Origin of the sequence: Conexibacter sp. W3-3-2, from assembly GCF_009707605.1 — a bacterium.
Lineage (GTDB): Bacteria > Actinomycetota > Thermoleophilia > Solirubrobacterales > Solirubrobacteraceae > Paraconexibacter > Paraconexibacter algicola.
The window spans coordinates 840,592-859,816 of the sequence record NZ_WLYW01000001.1 but is presented as its reverse complement, the minus strand read 5'-3'; the positions used below and the strand labels follow the sequence as shown (position 1 = coordinate 859,816).

The following is a 19,225-nucleotide window of genomic DNA, read 5'->3' as shown; positions in this document are numbered from 1 at the left end:
TGCCCGACGCATGACGCTGCGCGAGGTGATCGGCGACGCCGCCCGCGACGCCCCGCACGTCGAGGTGAGCGCACTCGCCTACGACAACCGCACGGTCACCCCCGGGACCGTGTTCTTCTGCGTGCCCGGGTTCACCCGCGACGGGCACGACTTCGCCCCGGACGCCGTCGCCCGGGGCGCGGCGGCGCTCGTCGTGCAGCGGCCGCTGGGCCTCGGGGTCCCCGAGGTCGTCGTCCCCGACGTGCGCGCCGCGATGGCGCCGGCCGCCGCCCGCCTGCACGGCGACCCGACCGCGCGCCTGCGCACGATCGGCATCACCGGCACGAACGGCAAGACCACGACGGCGCACCTCGTCCGCGCGCTGCTGGAGCACGCGGGCACCGCCACCGGCATGCTCGGCACCGTCACCCAGGTCGTCGGCGGGGAGGAGACGGCGTCGGTGCGCACCACGCCGGAGGCGATCGACCTGCAGCGCACGTTCGCGGCGATGCTCGACGGCGGCGACGCGGCCTGCGTCATGGAGGTCAGCTCGCACGCGCTGCGGCTGCGGCGCGCCGACGCGATCCACTGGGACGTCGCGGTCTTCACGAACCTCACGCAGGACCACCTCGACTTCCACCCCGACATGGACGACTACTTCGCCGCCAAGCGCGAGCTGTTCGTCCCCGTCTCGCCCGCCGGCCGCCCGCCCGCGACCGCGGTCGTCAACGTCGACGACCCGTGGGGCGCCCGCCTCGCCGCCGACCTCCCGGGCGTGGTGACGGTCGGGATCGACCGCGAGGACGCGTCGCTGCGCGCCACCGACGTCGTCAGCCGCGTCACGGGCACGACCTTCACCGCCGCGGGCCGCTCCTGGTCGCTGTCGCTGCCCGGCCGCTTCAACGTCCTCAACGCGCTGTGCGCGATCGCCGCCGTGCGCGCGCACGGCGTGCCGGACGAGGTCATCGCCGACGGCCTCGCGGCGTTCGGCCGCGTCCCGGGCCGCTTCGAGCCGGTCGACGAGGGGCAGGACTTCGGCGTGCTCGTCGACTACGCGCACACCCCCGACGCGCTGGAGAACGTGCTCGCCGCCGCGCGCGGGCTCGCCGCCGGGCACCGCGTCCTCTGCGTCTTCGGGGCCGGCGGTGACCGCGACCGCGCGAAGCGGCCGCTGATGGGGGAGATCGCCGCGCGCCTCGCCGACGTCGTCGTGGTCACGAGCGACAACCCGCGCTCGGAGGACCCGCAGGCGATCCTCGCGGACATCACCGCCGGGATCGAGCGCGACGACGCCGTCGTCATCGAGGACCGCCGCGCCGCGATCGCCCACGCGATCAGCGCCGCCCGCACCGGCGACGTCGTCGTCGTCGCGGGCAAGGGCCACGAGCAGGGGCAGGAGCTGGCCGGGGGCGAGAAGATCCCGTTCGACGACGTCACGGTGGCCCGGGAGGCGCTGCGCGATGCTTGACCGATCACCCCAGTGGATCGCCGACGCGGCGGGCGCGCACCTGCGCGAGCCGCAGTCCGCGGGCGACGGCCCCACCCGCGTCGTCATCGACTCGCGCGGCGTCGGCCCCGGCGACCTGTTCGTCGGGATCGCGGGCGAGCGGGTCGACGGCGGCCACTTCGCCGCCACCGCCCTGGAGGCGGGCGCCTGGGGCGTGCTCGTCGAGCCCCGGCACGCCGACAGCCTGCCGCCCGGCACCGGTGGGGTCGTGCTCGCCACCGAGGACCCGCTCGCGGCGCTGCAGCGCCTCGCGACCGCGTGGCGGCGCCAGCTCGCCGCCGTCGTCATCGGCGTCACCGGCTCGACCGGCAAGACCTCCACGAAGGACGTGCTCGCCGCGATGCTGCGGGCCGCGGGCCGGCGCGTCACCGCCACCAGCCAGAACCTCAACACCGAGATCGGGCTGCCGCTGACGGTCCTGTCGGCGCCGCACGGCACCGAGGTCCTCGTGCTCGAGATGGCGATGCGCGGCCCCGGCCAGATCGCCGAGCTCGCGCGGATCGCGGAGCCGGACATCGCGATCGTCACGAACATCGGGCCCGTCCACCTCGAGCTGCTCGGGTCGATCGGCGCGATCGCCCGCGCGAAGGCCGAGCTGCTGGACGACCTGCGTCCCGGGGGCACCGCGATCGTGCCCGCCGACGAGCCGCTGCTGGAGCCCCACCTGCGCGACGACCTGCACGTGGTGCGGTTCGGGCCGGGCGGCGACGTCACCGAGCTCCCCGGCGTCACGCTGCTGTCCGCCGGTCAGCCGCTCACCTCGGCGCACATGGCGCGCAACGCGCTCGCCGCGGCCGCCGCCGCGCGCGCCGCCGGGGTCGAGCCCGCGGGCGAGGTCGACGTCGCGCTCAGCGCCATGCGCGGCCAGCGCGAGCGCCTGCAGGGCGGCGTCGTCGTCGTGGACGACTGCTACAACGCCAACCCGATGTCGATGCGCGCCGCCCTGGACGACCTCGCCGCGACGGCGCCCGGCCGCAAGGTCGCCGTGCTCGGCGACATGCTCGAGCTCGGCCCCGACGGCGGCCGCTTCCACAGCGAGCTCGGCGTGCACGCCCGCGACGTCGGGGTCGACGTCCTCGTCACCGTCGGCCCGCTGGCCGCCTACCTGGGCGCCGGCTCCGGCCTGGGCGCCGTGCAGTCCGTCGAGGACGCCGAGCAGGCCGCGCGGCTCGTGCCGACGCTCGTGCAGGACGGAGACACCGTGCTCGTGAAGGCGTCGCGCGGCGTCGGACTGGAGGCCGTCAGCGCCGCGCTGCGCGCGGCCCGGCCCCCCGCGGACGGGGCGCGCTGATGGGCGAGATCCTCATCGGCGGTACCGCCGCGCTGCTCATCTGCGTCTTCCTCAGCCCCCGGTTCATCGCCGGGATGCGCCGCCGCCAGTTCGGCCAGCACATCCGCGAGGAGGGCCCGGCCGGCCACCACGCCAAGGCAGGCACGCCGACGATGGGCGGCGTCATCATCTTCGCCGCCATCAGCGTCCCGTTCCTGATCCTCAGCGACTACGACTGGCGCTCGATCGGTGTGTTCGGCGTCGCGATCCTCTCGGCCATGCTCGGCTTCGCGGACGACGCCCAGAAGATCTTCCAGCGTCGCTCCCTGGGCCTGCGGGGACGGTGGAAGCTCATCGTCACGATCGGCATCTCGCTGCTGCTGTGGTTCGTCGCCGTCGAGCTGGCCGACCTGCCGCCGACCCTGCGCCTGCGGTCGCTGGACGCCACGATCGACCTCGGCGTCTTCTACCCGGTGCTCATCTACCTCGTGGTGGCGGGCACGACCAACGCGGTCAACCTCACCGACGGCCTCGACGGTCTCGCGGCCGGCTGCGTCGCGATCGTGATGCTCGCCTACCTGGGCATCACGTTCATCACCAGCGGCCAGGAGGACCTCGCGCTGCTCTGCGGCTGCGTGGTCGGGGCCTGCATCGGGTTCCTCTGGTACAACGCCTTCCCCGCCACCGTGTTCATGGGGGACACCGGGTCGCTCGGCCTCGGTGGTGCCGTCGCCGGGCTCGCGGTGATGACGAAGACCGAGGAGCTGCTCGTGCTGCTCGGCGGCATCTTCGTCGTCGAGGCGCTGAGCGTGATCATCCAGGTGTTCTGGTTCCAGAACTTCCGCAAGCGCGTCTTCCTGATGGCGCCGATCCACCACCACTTCGAGATGGCGGGCTGGTCGGAGACGAAGATCATCCTGCGGTTCTGGATCATCGCGTCGGTCTGCGCGGCGATCGGCTTCACGATCTACCAGCAGTCCGTCGCCTAGCCGCGCCGCGCCCGTGCTGCCTCCCGGCCCGTACCTCGTCGTCGGCCTGGCCCGCTCGGGCCTCGCCGCCGGGCGCGCCCTGGTCGCCGCCGGGCACGCGGTCGTCGGCGTCGACAGCGGGCGGCCCGAGCTGCCCGCCGACCCCGGGTTCCCGGTCCACGGCGGCAGCGACGGGCTCGCGCTGCTCGACGCGCACGGCATCGGCGCGGTCGTGAAGTCCCCCGGGGTGCCGCCGCACGCCCCGGTCGTCGCCGCCGCCCGCGAGCGCGGCATCCCCGTGCTGGGGGAGCTCGAGCTCGGCTGGCGGCTCGTCCCGCTCGACGTCGTCGCGGTGACCGGCACCAACGGCAAGACCACGGTGTCGGAGTGGCTCGGCCACGCGCACCGGGTCGCCGGCCGGCCGGTGCACGTCGTCGGGAACGTCGGGACCGCGTACACCTCGCTGATCGACGCGCACGAGCCGGGCGCCACCGTCATCGCGGAGTGCTCGAGCTACCAGCTGCACGACACGCTCGCGTTCCGTCCCGACGTCGGGATCCTGCTGAACCTCGGCAGCGACCACCTGAACTGGCACGGCACGGTCGACGCCTACCGGGAGGCCAAGCGCCACGGCATGTTCGCCCGCCAGCACGCGGCCGACACGGCGATCGCCCCCGGGGCGCTGCTGCCGCTCCCCGGCGACGGCGCGGCGATCGACCTCGACCTCGTCGAGCTGCCCGCCGAGCCGGCGCTGCAGGGCGCCCACAACCGGGTCAACGCCCGGGCGGTCACCGCCGCGTGCCGCGCGCGCGGCATCCCCGAGGAGGCGATCGCACAGGCGCTCGTGACCTTCGCGGGGGTCGAGCACCGCCTGCAGGAGCTCCCGCCCGTCGGCGGCGTGCGGTTCGTCAACGACTCCAAGGCGACGAACGTCGAGTCGGCCCTGACCGCGCTCGCCGCGTTCGACGTCCCGCTGCACCTGATCCTCGGCGGCGACGACGCCAAGCAGGAGGACTTCGGCCCGCTGCGCGCCCCGGTCGCCGCGAAGGCCGCCTCGGTCCAGCTGGTCGGGGCCGCCGCGGGGCGCCTGCGCGACGCGCTCGGCCGCGGCGAGGACCGCGGCGACCTCGAGCGTGCGGTCGCCGCCGCGGCCGCGCTCGCCCGTCCGGGCGAGGTCGTCCTGCTGTCCCCGGCGTGCGCGAGCTTCGGGCAGTACCGGGACTTCGAGGAGCGCGGCCGGCACTTCGCGGCGCTCGTGGCCGCGCGCCACCCGTAGCGAACACCGTCCGCGGCGGGAGGGACCCGTCACGCCGCGGCGAACAGAGGTCCGGATGCGTCGCGTCGCCGCCACCGCGAAGCGCAGGACCCCTGCGCACCCCCTGGAGTACAACCTCCTGATGACGGCGACGCTGTGCCTGCTCGCCGCGGGCGCCGTCATGGTCTTCAGCGCCTCGTCGGCCACCACGCTCCTGGAGGGCCACGGCGACGGCACCTCCTACCTCGTGAAGTACCTCGTGTTCGGGGCGCTCGGGTTCGTCGGCCTGACCGTGCTGTCGCGCGCCTCGCTGCCGCGCATCCTCGCGTTCACCCCGGGCCTGCTGATCTTCTGCTTCGTCTGCCTGCTCGCGGTCCGCACGCCGCTGGGCGTCAGCGGCGGCGGCGCGCAGTCGTGGCTGGGCGTCGGGCCGCTGACGTTCCAGCCGTCGGAGCTCACGAAGCTCGCGCTGATCCTCTACGCGGTGCGGATGCTCGCCGTGAAGCCGGGCCCGCCGCAGCACCCGCGCGAGCTCATGCCGCTCGCGGTCGTCGCCGGCCCGCTGCTGCTGCTGATCGCCAGCCAGCCCGACCTCGGGACCGCGATCGTCGTGTCGTTCACGGTCGCGGCGGTGCTCGTCGCCGCGGGCGTGCCCGTGCGCTGGCTGCTCGTCGTCGTCGCGGTCGCGGGCTTCCTGGCGCTGCTCTACGCGCTGTCGGCGGACTACCGCCGCGCGCGCCTCACGAGCTTCCTCGACCCCTGGGACACCGCGGGGACCACCGGCTTCCAGTCGGTCCAGGGACAGATCGCGCTCGGATCCGGCGGCTTCTTCGGGCTCGGGCTCGGCCAGTCGGTGCAGAAGATCTACTACCTGCCCGAGGCGCACACCGACTTCATCCTCGCGATCATCGGCGAGGAGCTCGGGATCGCCGGGATCGCCGGGATCCTCTTCCTCTTCGGCGTCATCGGCTACGCGGGCCTGCGCGTGGCGAAGATGGCGCGGGACCCGGGCGCCAAGCTCCTGGCCGCGGGCATCACGGCGATGGTGCTCGGCCAGGCCTGCCTGAACATCTTCACGGTCCTCGGGCTGGCGCCGATCACCGGCGTCACGCTGCCGTTCGTCTCCTACGGGATAACGAGCCTGTGGACCGTCCTGGCCTCGATGGGCCTGCTGCTGAACATCGCGAGCGGGGGGACGACCGGGCTGCGCGCCCGTCAGGCTCCCCGCCGCCGACCGAGGATGGACGACCGTGACGAAGGTCGTGATCGCCGCCGGCGGGACAGCGGGGCACGTGGTGCCGGCGCTGGCGGTCGCCGACGCGCTGCGGGCTGAGGGCGCCCAGGTCGCGTTCGTCGGCGGGGACCGCGCGGAGGCTGAGCTGGTGCCCGCCGCCGGGTACCGGCTGCACCGCATCCACGTCGAGGGCATCAGCCGCTCCAACCCGCTGAAGGCCGCGCGCGCGGTCGGTCGCGCGGCGGGGGCGCTGCGCGCGGCGCGACGGATCCTGCGCGAGGAGCGCCCGGACGTCGTGATGGGCGGCGGCGGCTACGTGGCCGGCCCGGTCGGCGCGGCCGCGCTGCGCGCGAAGCTGCCGCTCGTCCTCACCGAGGCCGACAGCCACCTGGGCCTGACCAACCGCCTGCTCGCCGGACGCGCGACCCGGGTCTGCCTGGCCTTCCCGCTGCCCGGACGGGAGGGTGACCGCTACCGCGTCACCGGCCGTCCGGTGCCGCCGCCCGCCACCGACCGGGCCGCGGCGCGCGCCCGCTTCGGCCTGGCCGACGGGGACACGTGCCTGCTCGTGTTCGGCGGGTCGCTGGGCGCCCGCAGCCTCAACGAGGCGACGATCGGCGCGTACGGGACGGCGGCGCCCGCCGGCCTGCGGGTCCTCCACGCGGCCGGCCGGCGCGACCATGACGACCTCGCCGCCCGCCTGGGCGATCCCGCGCCGGCGCACTACGACCTGCGCCCGTACATCGACGGCTTCGGCGAGGCGCTGCTGGCCTGCGACCTGTGCGTCGCCCGGTCGGGCGGCTCGGTCTTCGAGGTCGCGGCGGCGGGACGGCCCGCGGTGCTCGTGCCCTACCCGCACGCGGCCGCCGACCACCAGACCGGCAACGCGCGCTGGATGGTCGACGGGGGTGCCGCGGTCCTCGTCCCCGACGCCGAGCTCGACGCCGACCGGCTGCGCCGCGAGGTCGACGCGCTGCTGGCCGACCGCGACCGGCTCGCGGCGATGGCCGCCGCGTCGGCCGGGCTGGCCCGCCCGGACGCGGCCGCCGCGATCGCGGCCGAGGTGCTGGCCGCCGCCCGCGCGTCGTAGGCTGCGGCGCGATGCCCGCGTCCCGCCCCGACGGTCCCTGGTCCCACCGCCGCCTGCACCTCATCGGGGTGGGTGGCGCCGGCATGAGCGGCTACGCCCGCGTTTGCGCCCAGCTCGGCGCGCGCGTCAGCGGCAGCGACCGCGCGGAGGGCCCGCAGCTGCCGGGCCTGCGCGAGCTGGGGGTGGACGTCCACGTCGGCCACGACGCCGCCAACGTCCCGGCGGGGGACGACGTCGAGGTCGTCTACTCCTCGGCGGTCCCGGCGGACAACCCCGAGCGCGCCGCCGCCCGCGAGCGCGGGCTGCGCGCGGTGCCGCGCGCCGAGCTGCTGGCCGAGCTGAGCGCGCTGCGCCGGACGCTCGCGATCGCCGGGGCGCACGGCAAGACGACGACGACGTCGATGGCCGCGCACGTGCTGCTGGCCGTCGACGGCCCGGACCCGGCGTACCTGATCGGCGGGGCGCTCACGACGACCGGCCTGCACGCCGACTGGCCCGCGGGTGACGGCTGGCTGGTCGTCGAGGCCGACGAGTCGGACCGCTCGATGCTGCGCCTGGACGTCGACGTCGCCGTCGTCACGAACGTCGAGCTGGACCACCACGCCACCTACGGGTCGCTGCAGGAGGTCCGGGAGGTCTTCCGCGAGCTGCTGGACGGCCCGCCGCAGGCGGTGATCTGGGACCGTCCCGATCTGCTCGAGCTGCGCGACCCCGGGACACCGGTCGTCCCGTTCGACGCCACGGACGTGACGCTCGTGCCGGGCGGCAGCCGCTTCGCCTGGCGCGGCCACGAGGTGACGCTGGCGGTGCCGGGCGAGCACAACGCGCGCAACGCGGTCGCGGCGCTGGAGGCCTGCCGCCTGGCGGGGGCCGACGAGGCGCAGGCGGTCGCCGCGCTCGCGACCTTCCGCGGCGCGGGCCGGCGCTTCGACCGGCTGGGGGAGACCGCGCTCGGGGTGCCGGTGATCGACGACTACGCGCACCACCCGACCGAGGTCCGGGCGACGCTCGAGGCGGCGCGCTCCTACGGCTCCCGGGTCGTCGCGGTCTTCCAGCCGCACCTGTTCAGCCGCACGCAGCAGCTGCACCGCGAGTTCGGGGCCGCGCTGGCGCTGGCCGACGTCGCCGCGGTCGTGCCGATCTACCCGGCGCGCGAGGTCCAGGAGGACTTCCCGGGGATCAGCGGCCTGTTGATCGCGCAGGCCGCCTGCGACGCCCGGCCGGGCATGCCGGTCCACTGGCTGCCGTCGCTGGCCGACGCCGAGCGCGTCGTCGGCGCGCTGCTGCGCCCGGGCGACCTCTGCGTCGTCATGGGCGCCGGTGACGTCGACGCCCTCGGGCGCGCGCTGGTGGCCTGACCGCCCGCGCGCCGGGTCGCCCGGGCGTCCACCGCGGGGAGGAGTTGCCGTCCGCGCGGCGAACGCCGAGTCGTGAGTGCCCGCTCCATCCCGCTGCCGCGCCTGCGCGTGTCGGCGGCCCGTCCGGTCGCGCCGCGCAGCCCGCACGCGCGCCGGCGCCTGCTCGCCGTGCTCGCGGTCGCCGGGCTCGTCGTCGCGACGTTCCTGATCGTCCGCGAGTCGAGTCTCGTCGCCGTCCGCGACGTCGAGGTCACCGGGGTCGCCGGTCGCGAGGGGGAGCGGATCCGTGGCGCGCTGCAGTCCGCCGCGCAGGACATGACGACGCTGCACGTGGACGTCGACGCGCTGCGCACCGCGGTCGCGCCGTACCCGATCGTCAAGGACGTGCGCGCCACCCCGGACTTCCCGCACGGGCTGCGCATCGACGTGGTCGAGCACGTGCCGGTCGCGGCCGTGGGGGTCGACGGGCGACGGGTCCCGGTCGCGAGCGACGGCACGCTGCTGCGCGGCTCCAACGCCAAGGGCCTGCCGGTGCTGCCGCTGCGCACCCCGCCCGCCGGCGACCGTGTCCCGGCCGGGCAGACGGCCCGCGTGGTCGCCGCCCTGGGCGCCGCGCCCGCGCCGTTGCGGGAGACGTTCTCCAAGGTCTTCGTCGGGCCGCGTGGCCTGACCGTCCGGCTGACCGCCGGGCCGGCGCTCTACCTCGGCACGACCGAGCGGATCGCCGCGAAGTGGGCGGCGGTCGCCCGCGTGCTCGCCGACCCGAGCTCGCGCGGGGCGACCTACCTCGACGTCCGGCTGCCGGAGCGGCCGACGGCCGGGGGCCTCGAGCAGGTCGCCGCCCAGCAGCAGCAGACCCTCGAGGCGGGGGCGACGGCGCCCGGCGCGGCGGTGACCGGCGCGGCCGGGGCGACCGGCGCGGCCGACCCGGGGGCGAGCTCGACCGACGGGGTGACGCCCTAACCGGCGGCCACGCCCACCTCAACCCTCAACTTCAGGTCGAGCCTCGGCCGAGCCGGAAATCTCCTGCTCAGGTCGAGGGTTGGCCGTCATGCAATGCCCATTGCGGGGTAGGATTCCCGTTGACACCACGCAAAGGGCGCGCGTACCGTGCGTGCCCCCAAGCGGGGGACAGAACACCAAACTCTCAAGTGTCCCTCCAGAGTCGGACGGAATTTTCTTACATGGACAGCAGCGGCAGCTATCTCGCGGTCATCAAGGTCGTCGGCGTCGGCGGTGGTGGGACCAACGCGGTCAACCGCATGGTCGACGCGGGCCTTCGTGGCGTCGAGTTCATCGCGGCCAACACGGACGCGCAGGCGCTGCAGATGTGCGACGCCGACATCAAGCTCAACATCGGGCACGACCTGACCCGGGGCCTGGGCGCCGGCGCCAACCCCGACGTGGGCTTCGGCGCCGCGGCCGAGTCGCGCGACGACATCAAGGAGGCGCTCAAGGGCGCCGACATGGTCTTCGTCACCGCGGGCGAGGGCGGCGGCACCGGCACCGGCGCGGCGCCCGTCATCGCGGAGATCGCCAAGAACGAGATCGGCGCGCTCACCGTCGGCGTCGTCACCAAGCCGTTCTCCTTCGAGGGCTCCCAGCGGATGCGCCAGGCGGAGGAGGGCATCGCCCGCCTGCGCGAGGTCGTCGACACGCTCATCGTCATCCCGAACGAGAAGCTGCTCGGCATCGTCGAGCGCCGCACGACGATCATCGAGGCGTTCCGCGAGGCCGACAACGTGCTGCGCCAGGGCGTCCAGGGCATCACCGACCTGATCACGATCCCCGGCCTCATCAACCTCGACTTCGCCGACGTCCGCACGATCATGGCCGACGCCGGGTCCGCGCTCATGGGCATCGGCACCTCCGGCGGCGAGAACCGCGCCGGCGACGCCGCGAAGGCGGCGATCTCCAGCCCGCTGCTCGAGGACAGCGTCGAGGGCGCCACCGGCATCCTGCTGAACATCACCGGCGGGCACGAGCTCGGCCTCTTCGAGGTCAACGAGGCCGCCGAGATCGTCCAGGGCGCCGCCGACCCCAACGCGAACATCATCTTCGGCTCGGTCATCGACGAGCGCATGGGCGACGAAGTCCGCGTGACCGTCATCGCCACCGGCTTCGACCACGGCCGCGCCCGCCCGCGCACCGCGCGCGAGGAGACCTCCAAGCGCGCCGAGCGCACCACGAAGGACCGCTCGCCGCGCGTCGAGCGCTCGTCGCTGGAGATCAGCGACGACGACATCGACATCCCGCCGTTCCTGCGCTAGCCACCGCCCGACCGGGGGCGCGCCACGACGGCGTCCCCCGGACCGCGCGGCGGCGCCCGCTCGACAAGCCGTCGAGGCGCTCTCCGATACCGTGGAGCGGGTGACCCAGGCGCAGACCCTCAGGCGCACCCCGCTCTACGAGACCCACGTCGCCGCGGGGGCGAAGATCGTCCCGTTCGCGGGCTGGGAGATGCCGGTGCAGTACGCCGGGATCAAGGAGGAGCACCTCGCGGTGCGGACCGCCGCCGGGGTGTTCGACGTCTCCCACATGGGGCAGATCAAGACCTCCGGCCCGCAGGCGCTCGCGTTCCTGCAGCGCGTGCTCTCCAACGACGTCGAGAAGATCGCGGTCGGCGGCGCCCAGTACAGCCTCCTGTGCAAGGAGGACGGCGGCGTCCTGGACGACCTCTTCACCTACCGGCTCGCGCCCGACACCTACCTGACGGTCACCAACGCCGCGAACCACGAGAAGGACCTCGCGTGGTTCCAGGAGCAGGCCCGCGCGTTCCCCGACGTCGCCGTCGAGGACCAGGCCGACCAGCACGCGATGATCGCCGTGCAGGGCCCGCTCGCGCGCGAGATCGTGCAGGCGGTCGCCGACGGCCCGCTGCCGTCCCGGATGACCGCGGGCTCGGCGCGCCTGGCCGGCCACCACGCGCTCGTCTGCGGCACCGGCTACACCGGGGAGGACGGGGTCGAGATCCTCTGCGCCCCCGAGGTCGTGGCCGACGTGTGGGACCAGGTCGTCCGTCGCGGCGCCGTGCCCGCCGGGCTCGCGGCCCGCGACACGCTGCGCCTGGAGGTCTGCTTCCACCTCTACGGCAACGACCTCATGGAGGAGCGCGGGCCGATCGAGGCCGGCCTGGGCTGGGCCTGCAAGGAGGAGACCGGCTTCATCGGCGCCGAGGCCGTCGCGCGCGTCCGCGCCGAGGGTCCCGCCGAGCGGCTCGTCGCGTTCACGATCACCGACCGGGGCATCGCCCGCCAGGGCAACCCGGTGCTCGGCGGGGGAGAGGTCACCAGCGGCACCATGTCGCCCTCGCTCGAGGTCGGCGTCGGCATGGCCTACGTGCCCGCCGACCGCGCCGAGGTCGGCACCGCGCTGGAGATCGACGTCCGCGGCCGGACCCGGCAGGCCGTCGTGTCCGCCAAGCCCCTGTACGCCCGACCGGCCGCGTAGCCTCCGCAGCCGCACCGACCCGCCACACACGAGGAGAGAGACCACCACCATGGCCGACGCGAGCTACCCCGAGGGCCTCCTGTACCACCCCGAGCACGACTGGGCCCAGATCGACGGGGACGTCGCCACCTTCGGCATCACCTGGTTCGCCCAGGACGCCCTCGGCGAGGTCGTCTTCTTCGAGGCGCCCGCGGTCGGCAGCACCGTGACGGCCGGTGAGCCGTACACCGAGGTGGAGTCCGTGAAGGCCGTCTCCGACGTCATCGCCCCGCTGAGCGGCGAGGTCGTCGAGGTCAACGAGGCGCTCGGCGACACGCCCGAGGCGGTCAACGAGGACCCGTACGGCGCCGGCTGGATGGTGAAGGTCCGCCTCTCCGACCCCGCCGAGAAGGACGCCCTGCTGGACCGCGACGCCTACGTCGCGACGCTCTCCTGAGAACCCGACGCACCCGAGGGACAGACCGCCTGTGAGCAGCTACATCAGCACCACCCCCGACGACCTCCGCGAGATGCTCGCGGCGATCGGCGTGGGCTCGATCGACGAGCTCTTCGCCGGCATACCGGAAGGGGTGCGCCTGGACGGCGGCCTGGACCTCCCGGCGGGCCTGCCCGAGCAGGACGTGTACGCGCACCTGCTCGAGCTCGCCCGCAAGAACGTCTCCGCCGAGGACGAGGTCACGTTCCTCGGGGCCGGCATGTACGACCACTACGTGCCGGCGCTCATCGACATGCTGATGAGCCGCTCGGAGTTCCTCACGCCGTACACGCCCTACCAGCCGGAGATCAGCCAGGGCGGCCTCCAGGTGATGTTCGAGTACCAGACCGCGATGACCGAGCTGACCGGCCTGCCGGTCTCCAACGCGTCGGTCTACGAGGGGCCGTCCGCGGTCGCGGCCGCCGGCTACCTCGCGAAGCTCGCCAACGGCAAGGGCCGCTTCGTCGTCAGCGCCGGGCTGCACCCGCACTCCGCGCAGACGCTGCGCACGCTGGCCGTCGGCTACGGCATCGAGGTCGTCGAGGTGCCGCTGAAGGACGGCGTCACCGACCCGCAGGCGTGGGCGGCCGCGATCGACGAGGACACGAGCGCCGTGTTCTTCCAGAACCCGAACTTCCTCGGCGCGGTCGAGGACGCCAAGGCGCTGGCCGACGCGGCGAAGAACTCGCCCGCGGTCGTCGTCGGGCAGTACGACCCGATCACGCTCGGCATCCTCGCCCCGCCCGGCGAGTGCGGCGTCGACGTCGCGGTCGGCGAGGGCCAGGCGCTCGGCAACCGCCTCGACTTCGGCGGCCCGTCGTTCGGCTTCTTCTGCGCGACCGAGGCCTACCTGCGCCGCATGCCCGGCCGCATCGCCGGCGAGACGAAGGACGTCGACGGCCGCCGCGGCTTCGTGCTGACGCTGCAGACGCGCGAGCAGCACATCCGCCGCGAGAAGGCGACGTCGAACATCTGCACCTCGCAGGCGCTCAACGCCCTGGGCGGCGTCGTGTACCTGAGCTGGCTCGGCCGGCAGGGGATCGTCGAGCTCGGCGAGCTGCTGCTGCAGCGCACGCACTACGCGCGCACGACGCTCGCGGCGGTCGACGGCGTCTCGACGCTGCACGAACAGCCGGTCGTGCGCGAGTTCGCGCTGGACCTCGACGTCGACGGCCTCGCGGGCGTCGAGCGGGTCGTGTCGCGCTGCTGCGCGGCGGGCTACAACCCCGGCTACCCGCTCGGCCGCGACGAGGGCGGGCACCCGACGGGCCTGCTCGTCGCCCTGACCGAGCAGCGCACGCGCGAGCAGATCGACCGCCTCGCCGAGGTCCTCGCGGAGGCCGTGGCGGCCGAGCGAGCCACCGCCACGACGAGCACGGAGGTCCCGGCATGAGCGAGCTGCCGTCCGCCCAGACCGCCAGCCAGTTCGCCGACGGCGAGCTCGGCACCGACGCGGGCACCGCGTCGCCCACGGCGCCGTCCGTCCCCACGGCGGAGACGCCGATGCAGCGCGACCGCGTCGTCACGATCTTCGAGAAGGGCGCGCCCGGCCGACGGGCGTTCACGTGCCCGGAGCTCGACGTCCCGCAGGTCGACCCCCAGCAGCTCCTGCCCGCGGGCCTGCGCCGCATGGCGCCGCCGCGGCTGCCCGAGGTGTCCGAGCCGGAGCTCGTGCGCCACTACGTGCGCATCAGCCGCCGCAACTTCGACCTCGACTCGGGCTTCTACCCGCTGGGCTCGTGCACGATGAAGCACAACCCGCGGCTGCACGAGCGCGTCGCGGGCCTGCCCGGCCACGCGCGGCTGCACCCGCTGCAGCACCCGTCGCGGTCGCAGGGCGCGCTGGAGCTGATGTACAACCTCGAGCGCGCGCTCGGGGAGGTCGCCGGCCTGCCGCACGTCTGCCTGCAGCCGTCCGCCGGCTCGCACGGGGAGCTCGCCGGCCTGCTCGTCACGCGCGCCTACCACGAGGACCGCGGCGAGGTCCGCACCAAGGTCCTGACCCCGGACACCGCGCACGGCACCAACCCGGCCACCGTGACGATGGCGGGCTACACCGTCGTGAAGGTCGGCACGAACGCCGACGGCGGCGTCGATCTCGACGACCTGCGCGCGAAGGCCGACGGCGACGTCGCGTGCCTGATGCTCACGAACCCCAACACGCTGGGGATCTTCGACCCGAACATCGAGGAGATCTCGCGGATCGTCCACGAGGTCGGGGCGACGCTCTACTACGACGGCGCGAACCTCAACGCGGTCATGGGCGTGTCGCGCCCGGGCGACATGGGCTTCGACATCGTCCACTACAACCTGCACAAGTCGTTCACGCAGCCGCACGGCGGCGGCGGCCCCGGCTCCGGCCCGATCGCGGTGAGCGACCGGATCGCGCCGTACCTGCCCACGCCGGTGATCCGTCGCACCGACAGCGCGGACGGCCCGGTCTTCGACCTCGTCGCCGAGGGCCTGCCCGAGGGGGCGCCCGGGGCGAAGTCGATCGGGCGGCTGCGCGGCTTCCAGGGCAACTACGGCTGCTTCGTGCGCTCCTACTCCTACATCTGCTCGCTGGGCGGGGAGGGGCTGAAGGAGGCGTCGCAGACCGCGGTGCTCAACGCGAACTACCTGCTGGCCCGCCTGCAGGCCGAGGGCGTCAGGGAGTACCTCCCGCTCGGCTTCGGCGAGCGCTGCATGCACGAGTTCGTCCTGTCGGGCGCGCCGATGAAGAAGGAGCTCGGGATCAAGACGCTCGATCTCGCCAAGCGGCTGCTGGACCACGGATTCCACCCGCCGACGGTGTACTTCCCGCTGCTGGTCGACGAGGCGCTGATGATCGAGCCGACCGAGACGGAGACCAAGGAGACGCTCGACGCGTTCGCCGACGCGGTCGTCGCGATCCTGCGCGAGGCGCAGGAGGACCCCTCGATCGCGCAGAACGCGCCGTACACGACGCCCGTCCGCCGCCTGGACGAGGCCGCCGCGGCGAAGCAGCCGGTGATCCGGCAGCCGCTGCCGGCCTGACCTGGCGCGTTCGCGCGCGCAGAAGTACGCACGACATATGACGTAGTCCTCGACCGCCGAATGGCGGTCGAGGTCGTTGTGGATCACGTCGTTGTGTGGGGTGGGACACGGTGCATGAGCGTCATTCGTCCCGCGCAGGACGTGCGATTCCCCCGCCGCGCGTCCGATACGAGACACCTGGCCCGTCCGACGGACCAGGTTTTCGTGCAGGGAATCCACCGGGACTTGTGGAACGTCGGCGCGAGTCGCTATAATCCGGATCTCCAGTTTCGGACCGCGAGGATGAGCGGCCCGGACCGGAGGTCCAAACATCCATAGGTCAGCCGGGGGCGGGGGACGGAAGTCAGGTGCACGGGTCAGCAATCCGCGTGCATCGACATCGGCGCAGCCCGGAGGGTCCGACGAGAGGAATCTCAATGACGTCTCACCTGAGTCAAGTCGCGTGTTGTGGTGTAGCTCGCTCGTCGGGTACATCGCGGCGTGTCAGGCCGTGTGGAGGGGGCTCTTCTCCTCTCGGATCGCGTTGGGGGTGTCGCTGAGGTGAGCCCGGAGGGCGAGCCGAGGCGAGACCCCCAACGCGTGCAGCCTCCAGCGGAGGGGGTCAGGCCGCAAGGCTCGCGACCTCCAGGTCGTGGACCTCGTCGGCGTCCTCGATGGGGCCCGCCAGGACGACCGCCATCGACTCTTCGGAGAGGTAGCGCCGGCAGGTCAGCCACTCGTCGTTCTGCTCGATCAGGACGGCGCCGCAGAGCCGGATCGCGGACGCGTCGTTGGGGAAGATCCCGACGACATCCGAACGCCTGCCGATCTCCTTGTTGACCCGTTCCAGCGGGTTGGTCGAGCGCAGCTTGCTCCAGTGCGCTTTCGGGAACGCGTAGAACGCCAGGAGGTCCTCTTCGGCAGCATCGAGCAGCTCGCAGACCTTCGGAGCGACCGGTGCGAGGCGATCGAGCAGTTCGCCGACGCGGCGGCGCGCCTCGGTGCCGTCGGCGGCCTGGAAGACCTCGCGCAGGCCAGCGCTGATCAGGCCGCGCTCGTTGCGGCGGCAGTGGCCGTGCATGTTGCGGACGAAGTGCACGGTGCAGCGCTGCCACGGCGCGTCCAGGACCTGCGCGATCGCCGCCTTCAGGCCTTCGTGGTGGTCGCTGATCGCGAGCTGCACCCCGTGCAGCCCACGGGCTTTCAGCGAGCGCAGGAACGCCACCCAGAACGGGCCCGACTCGACCTGGCCGATATCCAGGCCGATCACCTCCCGCACCCCGTCCTGATTGACCGCGTAGGCGACCACCAGCGCCTTCGAGACAACCCGGCCGCGCTCGCGGACCTTGACGTGCTTGGCATCCAGCCACAGGTACGGATAGGCGTCCGTGAGCTCGCGCTCACGGAACTCGGCCACCAGCTCGTCCAGATCACGACAGAGCCGGCTGACGCGGTCCTTGCTCATCGCCCCGATCCCCAGCTGCTCCACCAGCCGATCGACCTTGCGGGTGCTGACGCCGTTGACGTAGGCCTCCATCACCACGCTCACGATCGCCTGCTCACACCGGCTCCGAGGCTCCAGGAAGCTCGGGAAGTACGACGGCCCGGACCGCGTCCTGGGGATCGCCAGCTCGATGCTCCCCCACCCGGGTGTCCCACGCCCGCTGGCGGTACCCGTTGAGATTCGCGACGCGGTCCTCGGACCGCTCACCGCGGCCCGCCCCGGTCAGCTGCGCGACCTCGGCCTCCATCAACTCACGCACGACCAGCGCGACCGCGTCGCGCAACAGATCTCCGTGCTCGCCGCTCATCGCTCGCGCAACGACATCGGCAGGGGTCATCATCCGGTCCTCGGCCATCGTGGTGCTCCATTCATCGATCCTGTGGAAGGGACCGACGAGCATGGACACCACGGTGGTCGGACTACGTCCGGACCCGGTGTCCTCCTACACCACTTCTACCGACGTGACCCTCACCTGCGCCGCGCGTTTGTCGCGGCCGCGGCGGTCGCCGCTGTCGGCGCGGTCGCGCCGGCGGCGAACGCCGCCACGATCACCGCTACCGCCGGTAGCGCGTCGGTCACCCTGAACAACATCACCGACGCTCCGGTGGGGATCAACGACTACTTCCTCATCGGCCAGTCGCCGGCGGGCAACGTCGCCTTCTCCGGTGTCGGTCCGACGACGCTGCAGATCGTCTCCGGCCCGCAGCCGGCCGGCTGCGGCACCTCGGGCCCGGGCACCACGGTGTCGCCGTCCGCGGTCCCGACCACGGCGGGGACGTACCACCTCCGTGTTCTGGACAACAACGGCATCCACTGCTTCGGCCTGAACTTCGACGTCCGCACGTCGACCACGTCGACCACGACCGTCGTCGGCAACGTCGCCCCGGTCCTGACGCTCACCCCGACCAACGTCGGCACCACCACGCTGACCAACTCGGGCTTCGGCGCGTTCCGTCCGAACACCAGCGCGGCCAACGAGGACTACTCGGGCAGCCTCTCGCTGACCATCGTCTCGACCGCCGACCAGGCGTACCTGACCGCTGAGGATGCGGGCAGCCCCGTCGGCAACGCGCGTCGCGGCTTCCTCGTCAACAACAACGTGACGGGCCCGTACACGCTCAACACGCCGCTGAAGATCAGCTCGACCTCGGTCGACCCGAACATCACCGGCACCGTGACGGACGCGTCCATGCAGTCCGACCCGCCGGTCCAGATCGCGTCGATCAACGACCCGGTCACCAACAAGTCGGTCGGCGTCTCGTTCAAGCAGTCGATCGTCCCGAACGAGCCGATCCGCACCGGCCAGTACGCGATGCCGGTCCTGTTCACGCTCTCGACCAGCACGCCGTAATGCATCGCCGGCAGCTCCTCACCGGGCTCGCCGGCGTCGCCTTCGTCCTGCCGCTCGCTCTCGGGCGGCAGGACGCGGGGGCGGCGTCCGGATTGACGCTCTCTCCTTCGATCATCGAGCGCCAGGCGGCCAAGGGTCGCGTGGGTCAGATCACGATCACCAACGGTCTCAGCCGGACCGTGGACGTCCGCGTCGCGGCGCGTCCCTGGCTGCAGTCCCGTACCGGGGCAGTGACGCCCGACCGCAGCCGGTCCCTGACCGGCGTCAAGCTCTCCACCCGCAGCTTCGCGTTGCCCGCCCGGGGCTCGCGGACCGTGCGCGTCGACCTCACGTCGATGCCGTCGACGGGTTCGCTGTACGGCAACGCCGAGTTCATCGCGACCCCGCGCGGCCAGAAGAAGGGGCAGGTCAAGGTCAGCTACCGCCTCATCGGCGCGCTGCGGCTGAACCCGTCGACCGCCCGTCGCCGTCTCCGGGTCCAGGCCGGCACCGCCGCCGTGCGCTCGCGCGTGCTCCAGCTGTCCGTGCGCAACGCGGGCAACACCGCGGCGCCGATCACCGGCACCTACCGGCTCGCCAACGCGGCCGGCAGCCGCAGCGGCTCGATCCAGGCCGTCCGCGTCCTGCCCGGCTACGCCGTCGACGTGCCCGTCCTCAGCACCCGCGGCTTCAACCGCGGCACCTACACCCTCACCGCGCGCCTCAGCCAGGGCGGCCGCGTCGTGGCCAACGTCAAGCGTCAGGTCGTCGTCGGCGGGTAGCCGCCGACCCGACCGTCATCAGGAGAACC

The 19,225-nt window shown here is 73.4% G+C and carries 15 protein-coding genes and 1 pseudogene; 15 read left to right on the top strand and 1 reads right to left on the bottom strand.

Annotation, left to right across the window (positions count from 1 at the left end; all coding sequences use genetic code 11):
* Positions 1–10: 10 nt before the first annotated feature.
* The 13 genes from GKE82_RS04310 to gcvPB all read left to right on the top strand — a co-directional run bounded on the left by GKE82_RS04310 (position 11) and on the right by gcvPB (position 15,601).
* Complete coding sequence (locus tag GKE82_RS04310) at positions 11–1,447, top strand: UDP-N-acetylmuramoyl-L-alanyl-D-glutamate--2,6-diaminopimelate ligase (RefSeq protein ID WP_154732426.1); 1,437 nt, start codon at positions 11–13, stop codon at positions 1,445–1,447.
* Positions 1,440–2,777 (top strand): UDP-N-acetylmuramoyl-tripeptide--D-alanyl-D-alanine ligase, encoded by a 1,338-nt coding sequence (gene murF, locus GKE82_RS04305; protein WP_154732425.1) that lies wholly within the window; start codon positions 1,440–1,442, stop codon positions 2,775–2,777. Before GKE82_RS04310 ends, murF begins: the two co-directional genes overlap by 8 nt.
* Complete coding sequence (gene mraY, locus GKE82_RS04300; RefSeq protein WP_107570514.1) at positions 2,777–3,745, top strand: phospho-N-acetylmuramoyl-pentapeptide-transferase; 969 nt, start codon at positions 2,777–2,779, stop codon at positions 3,743–3,745. Before murF ends, mraY begins: the two co-directional genes overlap by 1 nt.
* Positions 3,746–3,758: 13 nt before the next feature.
* Complete coding sequence (murD, locus tag GKE82_RS04295) at positions 3,759–5,000, top strand: UDP-N-acetylmuramoyl-L-alanine--D-glutamate ligase (RefSeq protein WP_154732424.1); 1,242 nt, start codon at positions 3,759–3,761, stop codon at positions 4,998–5,000.
* 121 nt (positions 5,001–5,121) lie between these two features.
* Positions 5,122–6,312: an FtsW/RodA/SpoVE family cell cycle protein gene (locus tag GKE82_RS04290; protein WP_230316089.1), complete on the top strand. Its 1,191-nt coding sequence runs from the start codon at positions 5,122–5,124 to the stop codon at positions 6,310–6,312.
* Entirely contained in the window at positions 6,230–7,303 is a 1,074-nt protein-coding gene (locus tag GKE82_RS04285) for a UDP-N-acetylglucosamine--N-acetylmuramyl-(pentapeptide) pyrophosphoryl-undecaprenol N-acetylglucosamine transferase (RefSeq protein WP_309233405.1), read from the top strand. The genes GKE82_RS04290 and GKE82_RS04285 overlap by 83 nt, the downstream gene beginning before the upstream one ends.
* A gap of 11 nt (positions 7,304–7,314) precedes the next feature.
* Entirely contained in the window at positions 7,315–8,661 is a 1,347-nt protein-coding gene (murC, locus tag GKE82_RS04280; protein WP_154732422.1) for a UDP-N-acetylmuramate--L-alanine ligase, read from the top strand.
* 72 nt (positions 8,662–8,733) lie between these two features.
* Entirely contained in the window at positions 8,734–9,624 is an 891-nt protein-coding gene (locus GKE82_RS04275; protein ID WP_154732421.1) for a cell division protein FtsQ/DivIB, read from the top strand.
* A 221-nt stretch (positions 9,625–9,845) separates the two neighbouring features.
* Positions 9,846–10,931, top strand: coding sequence for a cell division protein FtsZ (gene ftsZ / locus GKE82_RS04270; protein WP_107570508.1), 1,086 nt, complete (start codon positions 9,846–9,848; stop codon positions 10,929–10,931).
* 100 nt (positions 10,932–11,031) lie between these two features.
* Entirely contained in the window at positions 11,032–12,111 is a 1,080-nt protein-coding gene (gene gcvT / locus GKE82_RS04265; RefSeq protein ID WP_309233403.1) for a glycine cleavage system aminomethyltransferase GcvT, read from the top strand.
* A gap of 49 nt (positions 12,112–12,160) precedes the next feature.
* Positions 12,161–12,547 carry a glycine cleavage system protein GcvH gene (gene gcvH, locus GKE82_RS04260; RefSeq protein WP_107570506.1) on the top strand — a complete coding sequence of 129 codons (387 nt, stop codon included), beginning with the start codon at positions 12,161–12,163 and terminating at the stop codon, positions 12,545–12,547.
* Between the two features lie 31 nt (positions 12,548–12,578).
* Positions 12,579–13,979: an aminomethyl-transferring glycine dehydrogenase subunit GcvPA gene (gene gcvPA, locus GKE82_RS04255; RefSeq protein WP_309233402.1), complete on the top strand. Its 1,401-nt coding sequence runs from the start codon at positions 12,579–12,581 to the stop codon at positions 13,977–13,979.
* Positions 13,980–14,089: 110 nt separating this feature from the next.
* Complete coding sequence (gene gcvPB, locus GKE82_RS04250) at positions 14,090–15,601, top strand: aminomethyl-transferring glycine dehydrogenase subunit GcvPB (RefSeq protein WP_107570838.1); 1,512 nt, start codon at positions 14,090–14,092, stop codon at positions 15,599–15,601.
* A gap of 601 nt (positions 15,602–16,202) precedes the next feature.
* Here gcvPB and GKE82_RS04245 read toward each other — a convergent pair.
* Positions 16,203–17,439: pseudogene (locus tag GKE82_RS04245) on the bottom strand (IS256 family transposase).
* 249 nt (positions 17,440–17,688) lie between these two features.
* On the opposite strand from GKE82_RS04245, the gene GKE82_RS04240 reads away from it, so the two are divergent.
* Together GKE82_RS04240 and GKE82_RS04235 are read left to right on the top strand one after the other, a co-directional pair.
* A complete protein-coding gene (locus GKE82_RS04240) occupies positions 17,689–18,435 on the top strand; it encodes a hypothetical protein (RefSeq protein ID WP_154732420.1) in 747 nt (248 codons plus the stop codon).
* Entirely contained in the window at positions 18,435–19,196 is a 762-nt protein-coding gene (locus GKE82_RS04235; protein ID WP_154732419.1) for a hypothetical protein, read from the top strand. Before GKE82_RS04240 ends, GKE82_RS04235 begins: the two co-directional genes overlap by 1 nt.
* Positions 19,197–19,225 lie beyond the last annotated feature (29 nt).

Excerpts from the sequence above, each read along its gene's own strand:
- GKE82_RS04310 (WP_154732426.1), top strand. The coding sequence starts at position 11 with ATGACGCTGCGCGAGGTGATCGGCGACGCCGCCCGCGACGCCCCGCAC.
- mraY (WP_107570514.1), top strand. The coding sequence starts at position 2,777 with ATGGGCGAGATCCTCATCGGCGGTACCGCCGCGCTGCTCATCTGCGTC.
- GKE82_RS04235 (WP_154732419.1), top strand. The coding sequence starts at position 18,435 with ATGCATCGCCGGCAGCTCCTCACCGGGCTCGCCGGCGTCGCCTTCGTC.
- murF (WP_154732425.1), top strand. The coding sequence starts at position 1,440 with ATGCTTGACCGATCACCCCAGTGGATCGCCGACGCGGCGGGCGCGCAC.
- murC (WP_154732422.1), top strand. The coding sequence starts at position 7,315 with ATGCCCGCGTCCCGCCCCGACGGTCCCTGGTCCCACCGCCGCCTGCAC.
- gcvPB (WP_107570838.1), top strand. The coding sequence starts at position 14,090 with ATGCAGCGCGACCGCGTCGTCACGATCTTCGAGAAGGGCGCGCCCGGC.
- GKE82_RS04290 (WP_230316089.1), top strand. The coding sequence starts at position 5,122 with ATGACGGCGACGCTGTGCCTGCTCGCCGCGGGCGCCGTCATGGTCTTC.
- ftsZ (WP_107570508.1), top strand. The coding sequence starts at position 9,846 with ATGGACAGCAGCGGCAGCTATCTCGCGGTCATCAAGGTCGTCGGCGTC.
- gcvH (WP_107570506.1), top strand. The coding sequence starts at position 12,161 with ATGGCCGACGCGAGCTACCCCGAGGGCCTCCTGTACCACCCCGAGCAC.